This window comes from Alcaligenes parafaecalis, assembly GCF_026344135.1.
GTDB classification, from domain to species: Bacteria; Pseudomonadota; Gammaproteobacteria; order Burkholderiales; family Burkholderiaceae_B; genus Alcaligenes; species Alcaligenes parafaecalis.
Genome location: NZ_JAPKNA010000003.1, coordinates 363,305 through 373,438 on the forward strand (window position 1 = coordinate 363,305; position 10,134 = coordinate 373,438).

Consider the following 10,134-nt stretch of genomic DNA (forward strand, 5'->3'; position numbering starts at 1 on the left):
ACTGCGACTGGAGGTCGTTCCATTATGGAGGCGGGCAAGCCCAGGAGCGAGTCGGGACAATCGCTACTTAGTTTGGCACGTTATTTGCTTTAGTTAAAACAGGATAAAGGCACCCCTAACCTTTCTCTGCGGTGCACGCCTTGTGACACTGAACTAAATCAATAAGGAGACATCATGAATCTGTCCGATCTCAAATCCATGGGCCTGGATCTGGAATTCCCCTTCAAGTCCCGTTACGACAACTACATTGGTGGACGTTGGGTGCCGCCGGTCGAAGGTGAGTATTTTGATAACGTCTCGCCCGTCACCGGGCAGGTGTTTTGCCAGGTAGCCCGCTCGGGTGCAGCGGATATTGACCTGGCTCTGGATGCTGCGCACAAGGTGCGACACCAGTGGGCCAATACCCCGCCTGCCGAACGCTCTGCCGTCTTGCTGCGCATTGCCGACCGCATCGAACAAAATCTGGAACGCCTGGCAGTTGCCGAAACCATCGACAACGGTAAACCCATTCGTGAAACCCGTGCGGCTGACTTGCCCCTGGCGGTCGACCATTTCCGCTACTTTGCCGGTTGCCTGCGCGCACAAGAAGGCAGCATTTCGGATGTGGACAGCACCACGGTCGCTTACCACTTCCACGAGCCTATCGGCGTCGTCGGCCAGATCATCCCCTGGAACTTCCCACTGCTGATGGCCGCCTGGAAACTGGCCCCCGCCCTGGCTGCCGGTTGCCCCATCGTCCTGAAACCCGCCGAGCAAACGCCCGCTTCCATCCTGCTGCTGATGGAAATCATCGGTGACTTGCTGCCTGCTGGCGTACTGAACGTCGTCACCGGCTACGGTAAAGAAGCAGGCCATGCCTTGGCCAACTCCAAGCGTATCGCCAAAATCGCCTTCACCGGCTCCACACCTGTCGGCCGAGAAATCCTGCACGCAGCGGCTGACCGCCTGATCCCCGCGACTGTCGAGCTGGGTGGCAAGAGCCCCAACATCTTCTTTGAAGACGTTATGCAGGCCGATGATGCTTTCTTGGACAAAGCCTTGGAAGGCTTGAGCATGTTCGCCCTGAACCAGGGAGAAGTTTGCACATGCCCATCGCGCATTTTGATTCAGGAGTCCATCTACGAACGCTTTATCGAGCGCGCCGTAGAGCGAGTCAAACGTATTCAGACCGGCAATCCGCTCAACGCCGGGACGATGGTGGGTGCGCAGGTGTCCGAGAAACAGATGGAGCGCATCCTGGGCTACATCAATATCGGTCGGGAAGAGGGCGCACAAGCCCTGACCGGTGGTGAACGCAATCGTCTGGGCCAGGGTCTGGATAATGGCTACTACATCAGCCCCACCATGCTGCTGGGTAAAAACAGCATGCGTACCTTCCAGGAAGAAATCTTCGGACCGGTGGCTGCTGTGACCACGTTCAAGGACGAAGAAGAAGCCATCGCCATCGCCAACGATACCGAGTTTGGTCTGGGTGCTGGCGTCTGGAGCCGCGACGGCTCGCGAGCCTACCGTGTAGGCCGTGGCGTTGAAGCTGGCCGCGTCTGGACCAACTGCTATCACCTGTATCCCGCTCACGCCGCTTTCGGTGGCTACAAGCAATCCGGCATCGGCCGCGAAACCCACAAGATGGCCCTCAATAACTACCAGCAAACCAAGTGCCTGCTGGTCAGCTACAGCCCGAACGCTCTGGGCTTCTTCTGATCTCTTGATCTATTCGTAGTGTTGTCAGACCTCCCCCCATGCAATATGGGGGGATGCCCTTCTTGCGCGCTTTCGATGTGTTTATCCCAGAGGGCCGCAAGGAATCTCTTCGATCATCAATAAGGAATACGCACCATGACAGTCTCGGAATTCTTTATCCCCTCGCACAATATTCTTGGCCCCGGCGCACTGGCCCAGGCCATGCCGATTGTCGGGAAAATGGGCTTCAAAAAAGCCTTGATCATTACCGATGCCGATCTGGCCAAACTAGGCATGGCCCAATTGGTAGCCGAGAAGCTGACTGCACAGGGCATCAATACCGCGATTTTTGACAAGGTGCAGCCCAATCCCACCGTAGGTAACGTCAATGCGGGGCTGGACGCCTTGAAAGCACATGGCGCAGACCTGATCGTGTCCCTGGGCGGCGGTTCGTCGCATGACTGTGCCAAAGGCGTCGCCCTGGTCGCCAGTAACGGCGGCAAGATTGCAGACTACGAAGGCGTAGATAAGTCCGCCAAGCCGCAACTGCCACTGCTGGCTATCAACACCACCGCAGGCACCGCGTCGGAAATGACACGCTTCACCATCATTACTGATGAAACCCGTCATGTAAAAATGGCAATTATCGACCGCCACATCACACCCTTCCTGTCAGTGAACGATTCCGACCTGATGGAAGGTATGCCCGCATCCTTAACCGCTGCCACCGGCATGGATGCACTGACCCATGCTGTCGAGGCTTACGTGTCCACAATCGCCACCCCCATCACCGACGCCTGTGCGGTGAAAGTGGTAGAGCTGGTCGCCAAATACCTGCCTGTTGCTGTGCGCGAGCCGCATAACAAGAAAGCTCGTGAACAAATGGCCTATGCGCAGTTTCTGGCAGGGATGGCGTTCAATAATGCGTCGCTGGGTTATGTGCATGCAATGGCGCACCAGCTAGGCGGTTTCTACGACCTGCCGCATGGCGTCTGTAATGCTCTGCTGCTGCCGCATGTGCAAGCTTTCAATATGCAGGTGGCGGGGGAACGTTTGAATGAAATCGGCAAGCTGCTATCCGATAACAATGCCGATCTGAAAGGCCTGGATGTTATCGCGGCGATTAAAAAGCTGGCGGATATTGTGGGGATTCCGAAGTCGCTGGAAGAGTTGGGTGTGAAGCGGGAGGATTTTTCGGTTCTGGCAGATAACGCGCTCAAGGATGTCTGCGGTGCGACTAATCCGATTCAGACGGATAAGAAGACGATTATGGGGATCTTTGAGGAGGCGTTTGGGGTGAGGTAACGTTAGGGAGGAAGAGTTGAAAGCTCTTCCTTTTTGGTTGTTGGATGAGGAGGCTAGTAGGATAAGTAATGACCGATTTTGACCAAGAGCGGACATTCAGCGTAGCCTGACAGAGCGCCTAGTTATACGCTACTACAAATTCAGTACTTCATATACAGTCAATCACTACAAGGTTTTTGGGAAAAATCTACTGCTAAACTCATCTACTACACTCTCAGCTCTTAAGTAGTCTCGAATTTTTTCACGAGTAGTTATGCCAGCCTCAGATATCATTTTCTCAAGGTGGGCAGCAACCTCTTCGACTAGCACCGAAAACTCTTCATTATCATTCAAAACAGCGATCACTGCGTCCCGGACTTTTTTTTGTGATTTAGGTGTTGCATCTAATATATCAGGTGTTCTCCAATTCATTCGAAATAAAGAATATAAGGCATAGAACCTATAAATAACTCGAGACCTGTCTATCTTTGCTGTACGTACCAGGAAGTCAAACTTATATAGAGCTAGAGCAGCCGCATGGTAGAGCTCAACATTATGACCTTCTGCAAATATTCGATCCGAAAATTCACTTCGAATCCCCCTGTGATCTCGCGCCGCCCGATGCGGTTGATGGAAAAACATTGCTGCAGCAGCCTTCATTAGATCCGAAGGCTTAAAGATGCGCGTACGTTCAATTGATATTTCTCGATATTGATTATCGCGTCTTTCTATAAATATTCTACTATCACTAACTTGAGAGGCGCAATATTCTTCTAAATCTTTCATAAATGGTCGCATCGCCCAAAACTGATCCTCTTTAACTTCGTTTTGTCTATTAGTGCCGACTATGATGCTGGATATAAAGTCAATATCACTACAGCCGATTAAGCGTAATGGAACTGAGATGCCCTCGGCTTTTTCTCTAATGTGAGCCAATATGTTTGTGGTTTGGCATCCATTTACAATTTGATAATCCTCAATGGTAAAGGTATCACTTTTTCGATCTATGCTTTTTGAAACTACGGTTATCCCATTGTTTTTGAAAACAAAAGAAGCATTATCGCCTGACTCTAGTTCTGCAATAATTCTTTTGTTTATTTCAGAATCTGGATTGAAATCCCTAACGTTATCGTAGAATAGTGACCTATTTATATGGCGAACCCCTTCTTGATCAGGGTCACCAAGTGATATCTCTAGGATCTCAGATGCAGAAACATACCCTATATATGCCTCGTCAACCTTCTCGTGAGTTGGCATTGTTATTGCTTTTGGGAAATTTATTTTTGCAGATGATGAGTTGGTCGCCGATCTAAAACCATTCTGAATTATTTTTGCACCTATGCATTCTATGTGGATTTCTTCAAATATATTTAACTCGGAAAATCGATCTTCGTTATCATCAAGAAGTTTTTGAATAACGTCAGAAACTTGCCCGGATCCTGTAGTGCAATAGAAGCATCTCAGTGAGGGGCTGTTTTTAGCTGCCACTTCATATATCTTGTCTTTTACTTCTATTAGGTTTTCTAATTGTGTTCCAATTATAAGTTTTTGGCTGGTAAAGAAGTCATATACCGCATCCAAAAATTTTGAAATATCACCATAATCTAATTTTCCCGATGTTTTTGACTGATAAAAACGGAATTCTGAGGTGTGATTTTTTCCAACAGATAGGATGTCTTCAGCCTCATCTACATCAGTGCAAAGCGTCCCTTGAATGGAAATGGCAACGCCATCTATGCCAAATTCATCCCCCTTTAAATGAGCTCTAAAGGGATCAATGTTTTCTCCGAGAACGCCATTTTCCAATGAAAAAATTGACATAACCTCGAAGAAATCTGACTCACTATAGGTTTCATTGGGGTTCATTTTAATAAATGTACCTAATTGAGCCTTAACAATAGGATTCATTGTCACTTCATTTCCTTTTTTTTAAATTTAATCAAAGCTAGACTGTAAAATAAAAAACCAAGGTGTCTATCGCATAACAGATTGTTAGGCGGCGCGTCCCATTATTGGAAAAACCTGTTGGCGGTTTTTTTGAAAATGCAGTCTGACAGATTCTCAACCTTATGTCTCATTGGGGTTTTGGTTTATATTTGGTCATGTAGTTAAAATCCGTACGACTGTTGAATTTTTCGAACTTCAGCTTTGGGTCAAAAGCCATCGTTCATGGCTAATTTCTGTCAATCTCTAGTGGATGTGGCAAGTGAACTATGGCAGAGAGAACGAATATATATATTAAATTCTGATAAAATTAGCTTACATTTTAGGGGTGTGAGTGGGGAAATCAGTTATTAGAGGATCGTGGAAGATCTTAAGGTTTTCGCATTAATCAGATTAATAACTCACCTCATCCCCGGCATAGCACAAGAATGCCCCCCATCCACCGGCAGACAAACCCCTGTAATAAACCCCGCTGCATCTGAAGCCAAAAACACCGCTGCATTCGCTATATCCCACGGTGTTCCCGTCCTCTTCATTGGCACCGCATTAGCCCGCTGCTCCTTGATATGTTCAATCGAATCGTACTGAGCCGCAATTTGCTGATAAACCAGTGGCGTATCAATCACCCCCGGTAAAATGGCATTCGCCCGTATTCCTTTATCAGCAAACTCCAATGCCGTAGCAACAGTAGCCTGATTCAGGGCAGCCTTAGAAGCGTAATAAGCGAAGTAAGAGTAGCCACTCCAACGGATTGAAGCCAGGGAAGATATATTAGTAATCACCCCCGAGCCTTGTTTAAGAAAGTGGGGTAATACTGCGCGGGTGGTTCGCAGAATAGATCCGACGTTAATATCCATGGTTTTTTGGAAGAGCGCATCGTCTATATCTAATGGTCCACCAGCGGGTGCTATGCCTACGTTGTTATGCAGGACGTCGATTTTTCCGAAATGTTCTATAGCTAACGCTACCGTTCGTTCTACTGTTTCGGTATCGCAAACATCTGCCTCCAACGCCAGCGCTTCTCCGCCTTTCCCAAGAATATGATCCGCGCTGCGTTTAGCCGCTGCCAGATCCTTATCCAAACAAACCACCTGTGCTCCAGCCCTGGCATACGCCACCGCCGCCGCTTTCCCGTTATTCCAATCCTCTAAAGGCGCGCCCGCCCCAAAAACCAAGACTGTTCTGCCTTGCAAGCTTTGCGTGAAAACGGCGGAGTCGTGTTGCTGTGTCATAGCCATATCTCTTACAGAAAACCAATCGAAATCCAGGGGAAGGCGACCACAAAGATCAGGCCAATCAACAGGGCCAGCATGTAGCCCCAGATTGGTCGTATGCCTTCATCCGGGTTGACGCGGGCGATGGCGCAGGCGGTGTAGTAACCGACGCCGAAGGGTGGTGCGAACAGGCCCAGGCCCATGGAAAGGATCACGATCATGGCGTAGTGCACGTCATGCACTTCCATGACTCGGGCTATGGGGAAGAGCAGTGGGCCAAAGAGCACGATGGCGGGGATGCCTTCGAGCAGGCTGCCCAGGATGATGAACGCGATAACCGACACCACCAGAAAGCCGGTTCGGCCTCCGGGCAGGGTCTGCATGAACTGGGCCAATTCGCGCGAGAAGCCCGATTGCGTCAATGCCCAGGCCATACCGGAAGCGGCTCCGATAATGATCAGGATGGCACCGGATAGAACAGCGGTATCTACCAGCATGGGGTAGAGCTTGCGCCAGTCGAATTGGCGGTAGATCACCAGGCCCGCAATCATGGCGTAGACGATGCCGATGGTGGAAACTTCTGTGGCTGTGGCCACGCCTTTGACGACGGCGGCGCGGATAACGAAGGGCAGGGCCAGTGCGGGCAGGGCGATCAGGAACAGTTTCAGCGCTTCTTTAGCGGGGACGCGCACGACATTGGAGAGGTCCTCGTGGCGGTTGCGCCAGCCCACTACTACACACAAGCCGATACCCAGCACCAGTGCAGGCAACATGCCGCCAGTGAACAGGGCCGCGATGGAAACACTGGCTACCGAGCCAATCGTGATCAGCACAATAGACGGCGGGATGGTTTCTGTTTGCGCGCCTGTTGCTGAAAGCAGGGCGACCAGTTCGCCTTCTTTTGCACCGCGTTTAGTCATTTCAGGGAATAGGGCCGGAGCGATGGCGGCCATATCTGCCGCCTTGGAGCCGGAGATGCCGGACACCAGATACATCGCGCCAATCAGCACATAAGACAGGCCCCCTTTTACGTGACCCAGCAGGCTGGCCAGAAACTGCACCATGGCGCGTGCCATGCCGGTCATTTCCAGCAGCAGGCCCAGGAAAATAAAGGTGGGGATGGCCAGCAGCATCAGGTGCGACATGCCCTCGTCCATGCGACCAACCAGGGTCATCACGGGAACGCGGGTGGTCAGGGCCAGATAGCCCAATGTAGCCAATGCAAAGGTGAAGGCGATAGGCACGCTGCTTAGTACGCTAACGCCCACAATTAGCACAAAGAAAATCAGCAGGTTGATATAGCCCAGCCCTTGCAGATAGGGCTTGATCAGCCATACCAGCAGGGTCAAGGCCAGCACGCTCAATACCGCCAGAATGGCCTTGGGCTGGCGTATGACTTCAGCCATCTTGCCCAGGCCAAAGATTAGCGCCAGGCCAAAGCCCACCGGCAAGGCCGAGGCACGCCAGGCGTTGGAAATTTCCAGGGCAGAGGTGGTGATGAAGGCCTCTTCCATCGCAAAATCAATCGCCGGATACAGGATCAGGGCGAAGAACAGCGTGGTGGCCGTGATGGCAAAGGCGGTAAAGAAGGGCTCCCATTCGCTACCCAGGCGCGAGACCACGGCGGTCATGCGCATATGGGAAAAGCGATACGTCGCCAGGGCAGCCCCAAAGGTGGTCAGCCACAGGAACAGAATGCCGCCCAGCTCGTCAGACCAGGTTAGTGGGGAGTGGAATACGTAGCGCGACACCACGCCCGAGAGCAAAAGAACAATGACTAAGGCCAGCAGAATCGCACTGATAAAGGCCGTCGCTTTAAACAAGCAAGTTTCAAATTTCTGCCACAGTGGTGGCCGTTCCTGTATCTGCAGGTTCTGACTGTCATTTGTCATTGTGCTGTGCCTCTAACTTATAAACTTCCGACCACCGATTCCAATTGCTCCCAGCCTGCTGCCGGGAATTTCTTTTTCCATTCGGCATAGAAACCGGCATCAATCAGACGCTGCTTGAAGGCGGCGGTATCGGCCTGAACAAACTGCATGCCTTTGCCTTCCAGATCGCTTTGCAATTGCTCGGACAGGCTGAACAGGTCGGCGCGTTCCTGGACGGCGCTCTGGTTCAGGTTCTTGCGCACGATTTCCTGAATATCTTCGGGCAGACCGTCGAAGTTGCGACGGTTAGCCAGCAGCCAGAAACCATCCCACATATGGTTGGTCATGGCGCAGTACTGCTGCACTTCGTACAGCTTCAGGGTGGAAATCACGGCCAGCGGGTTTTCCTGGGCATCGACAATCTTGGTCTGCAAGGAGGAGTACAGCTCGTTGGCGTTGATGGTGGCCGGTGCCGCACCCAGAGAGCTGAACAGCGAGGTCCACATGGAGGAGGGCGGAACGCGAATCTTCATGCCGCTGATGTCAGCGGGCGTGGCAGCGGCGCGGCCCGAACTGGTGATCTGGCGGTAGCCGTTGTCCCAGATTTGTTCAAAGGCAAACAGTGAACGGGTTTTAGCAATTTCAGCGCGGATGAATTCGCCCAGGCCGCCGTCCATGGCTTTCCAGACCTGGTCGTAGTCTTTGAATGCAAAACCCAGACCACTGATAGCGCTGGAGGGAACCAGGGTGGAGAGCACCACACCGGACAGGCAAAGGAAATCAATCGCGCCTGAACGTATCTGGCTCATCACATCAGTCTGCGAGCCCAATTGGTCCGAGGGGAAAATGCGCAGGTCAAAGCGCCCGTTTGTTTGTTCCCGAATACGGTCTGCGGCTTCAACCAGGCGGATATGCAGGGGGTGATGGGTAGGCACGCTATGGGCAATGCGATACTCGAACTCGGCTGCTTGGGCGGATTTGGAAAAGCTCAATGCCCAAGGCAGGGCGCTACTGGCAGCGACTGTTTTCAGAAATGCGCGACGCTTCATTTTTTAATCTCCCGTGGGGTCCATTTAATGGACCTATAGATTTATGTAAGCTGACCTTCCGCATTACAAGACAGGCCTGAAATTAGGACAACCTAGTATTTTTACCTACGGGATTTACGTAAATATTTAATATACTGCCCAAAATGCTTCGCTAAAGGGCAGTTCACGTATTCCAATCTGAATCACTAAATGGTCCAATATACGGACCTATATTATCAAGAGTGTGAAAAATGGATTCCAAAGAGAGCCCAGAGTCGATTTCTTCCAGTCAAACCCTGGATAGGGCCGTGCAGGTCATGCAGGTGGTCGTTGGCCTGCGTAATCAGGGCATAGGCTTGAGTGATGTCGTGAAAAAGGTCGAGCTGACCAAGCCCACCACCCGTCGCCTGTTACTGGCTTTGATGGGGAATGGCTTGATCGAGCAGGACCCGGTATCGCGCAAGTATTTCCCCGGCCCGGAGATTTATTCCCTGGGGCTGATGGCAGCGCATCGTTTTGGTATTCAGCGCATTGCTGAACGCAGCTTGGCGCGCATTGCCAAGGTGTCGGGCGACAGTGCCTTGCTAAGCGTGCGGCGTGACTATGAAACCGTGTGCCTGGCACGCGAGGAAGGGCATCACCCCTTGCGCTCTCACGTGCTGCAACCGGGGGATCGTCACCCTTTGGGCTGCGGGGCCAGTGGGATCGCGTTTCTGGCTGCCATGAGCGATGAGCAGATTGGCGAGGCCTTGGAGGCGAATGCAGAGCGTCTGCGCCATTACCCGCAACTGAGCACCGATATTTTTTGGGGCTTGGTGGCCGAGACTCGCGAGCAAGGCTATGCCTTTAATCGCGGTTTTATTTTTGAAGGTTCCTGGGGGGTGGCGGTGTGTGTGTCTCATCCCACCAGTGGCATGCCCGCTTCTCTGGCGATTGCCAGTGTAGAGAGCCGTTTACGCAATAAGCGACATGAAGAGTTGGTGGCGCTGTTGATGGAAGAGAAAGCCGTCATCGAGTCCATGAAGATTGGGGAGCAAGTTACTGGCCCTTGATGTGCCGTTTTGGCTTTTCAGGGGTGAGTGATTCATTGATCAAATTTTTACGTTCAAGGAA

7 protein-coding genes are annotated in these 10,134 nt (G+C 51.6%); 3 read left to right on the forward strand and 4 right to left on the reverse strand.

Annotated features, from left to right (window positions below):
* The first annotated feature begins 174 nt into the window (after nucleotides 1–174).
* Both exaC and OSH09_RS12200 read left to right on the forward strand, forming a co-directional pair.
* Entirely contained in the window at nucleotides 175–1,701 is a 1,527-nt protein-coding gene (gene exaC, locus OSH09_RS12195) for an acetaldehyde dehydrogenase ExaC (protein WP_026484276.1), read from the forward strand.
* A gap of 135 nt (nucleotides 1,702–1,836) precedes the next feature.
* Nucleotides 1,837–2,985 carry an iron-containing alcohol dehydrogenase gene (locus tag OSH09_RS12200; RefSeq protein WP_266121117.1) on the forward strand — a complete coding sequence of 383 codons (1,149 nt, stop codon included), beginning with the start codon at nucleotides 1,837–1,839 and terminating at the stop codon, nucleotides 2,983–2,985.
* 165 nt (nucleotides 2,986–3,150) lie between these two features.
* On the opposite strand, the gene OSH09_RS12205 is transcribed toward OSH09_RS12200, so the two are convergent.
* The 4 genes from OSH09_RS12205 to OSH09_RS12220 all read right to left on the reverse strand — a co-directional run bounded on the left by OSH09_RS12205 (nucleotide 3,151) and on the right by OSH09_RS12220 (nucleotide 9,042).
* Nucleotides 3,151–4,872 (reverse strand): AIPR family protein, encoded by a 1,722-nt coding sequence (locus OSH09_RS12205; RefSeq protein ID WP_266121118.1) that lies wholly within the window; start codon nucleotides 4,870–4,872, stop codon nucleotides 3,151–3,153.
* Between the two features lie 437 nt (nucleotides 4,873–5,309).
* Nucleotides 5,310–6,140, reverse strand: a complete 831-nt coding sequence (locus tag OSH09_RS12210) for an SDR family NAD(P)-dependent oxidoreductase (RefSeq protein WP_266121119.1) — start codon at nucleotides 6,138–6,140, stop codon at nucleotides 5,310–5,312.
* An 11-nt stretch (nucleotides 6,141–6,151) separates the two neighbouring features.
* Nucleotides 6,152–8,014 carry a TRAP transporter large permease gene (locus tag OSH09_RS12215; RefSeq protein ID WP_376912275.1) on the reverse strand — a complete coding sequence of 621 codons (1,863 nt, stop codon included), beginning with the start codon at nucleotides 8,012–8,014 and terminating at the stop codon, nucleotides 6,152–6,154.
* A gap of 17 nt (nucleotides 8,015–8,031) precedes the next feature.
* Nucleotides 8,032–9,042 (reverse strand): TRAP transporter substrate-binding protein, encoded by a 1,011-nt coding sequence (locus OSH09_RS12220; RefSeq protein WP_162089975.1) that lies wholly within the window; start codon nucleotides 9,040–9,042, stop codon nucleotides 8,032–8,034.
* Between the two features lie 230 nt (nucleotides 9,043–9,272).
* On the opposite strand from OSH09_RS12220, the gene OSH09_RS12225 reads away from it, so the two are divergent.
* Nucleotides 9,273–10,073 carry an IclR family transcriptional regulator gene (locus OSH09_RS12225; protein WP_266121121.1) on the forward strand — a complete coding sequence of 267 codons (801 nt, stop codon included), beginning with the start codon at nucleotides 9,273–9,275 and terminating at the stop codon, nucleotides 10,071–10,073.
* The last annotated feature ends 61 nt before the right edge of the window (nucleotides 10,074–10,134 follow it).